The 1,046-nt window shown below is 59.7% G+C and carries 1 pseudogene; it reads right to left on the bottom strand.

The features are described 5' to 3' along the window. Positions 1–41: 41 nt before the first annotated feature. A pseudogene (locus BN2475_RS32935) lies at positions 42–1,046 on the bottom strand (transposase); the annotation flags it as partial.

The following is a 1,046-nucleotide window of genomic DNA, read 5'->3' as shown; positions in this document are numbered from 1 at the left end:
CGACTTCAGGTATGGCATACGTATTGCCTCACGGGATGATGTTACTCCCGGGTAATTGTCACTGTCCCATTGTTTTGCGGTGAAGGCTGGTGCTGCGTAGCAGCGCCAGCCTTCACCGCGTCGGCGTCGCCAAGTATCCGGGTCACCAGTTCCCTGGCGCGGTTCGATCGCCATGCCTTGACGCGACGCTGCAGAGTACGTAGCTGGGCGCCGGAATACATCGCGGGTGCCAGCGCGACGAGACGCTCATGTAGCTTCTTCGCCGTGATGCCGGGCTCGGATTCGAGCCATTGCTGGATTGTCGGCCACGTGTGCTCGAACGGATCTTCCCGGCTGCGCCAGGTATGGGGGACGCGCGCCTTTCGATGATGCGTGGGTCTTACCTCGCCGTCCTGCCACGCTGTCCCAAGACTCGCCAGGAAATCCGCGAGGGAAACGCGACCAGGTGTTTTCGCCTCCTTCGGCGCCGTGCCCGATTCGCTACATTGCGCGACGCGGTGCTGCGCTTCGCGCATCCGGCACAACAGATCCAGCGGGTCGAGCGCACGAAACTGAGCACGTAGTCTGCGTTTGGTTGCTTCCGGCACCGACGTCGACCGCAGGACGCGCTCAAGGGGCGTCAAGGGCGCTTCATAGTGCTTCGTGACTCTCGCGCCATGACGTGTCTTCGATTTCAGCTTGAATGAAGGCTGGAAGAAGTTAATGTACAGACGCGACACCGCGTAAAGGGTGGCAAGGGCTTCCGTGTCTTCAAGTCCACGTAACCTGCCATACCCGACGAGGCGGCGCACGACTGAACCGTTCTTTTGCTCGACCCACGCCTGGTCATTTTTCTTGTAGGCACGCGAGCGCGTCAGCTCGATACCCGTTGCCTTGCAGAAGTCAAAGACGGCCTCATTCATGAAGGCAGAATCGTTGTCACAATCGAGGCCGCGTAGCGGAAATGGCAAGGCAGGCCTAACGCGTGTAGTGGCTACACGGTAATGTCCGCTTTTAGCTGCATAGAAATGTCCGCTTTTGATGCCGTCGTATGCTAGCCAGCCGCC

It is taken from the genome of Paraburkholderia ribeironis, assembly GCF_900019265.1.
GTDB lineage: Bacteria > Pseudomonadota > Gammaproteobacteria > Burkholderiales > Burkholderiaceae > Paraburkholderia > Paraburkholderia ribeironis.
The sequence above is the reverse complement of the archived record's forward strand: the minus strand, read 5'-3'. Positions and strand labels throughout refer to the sequence as shown.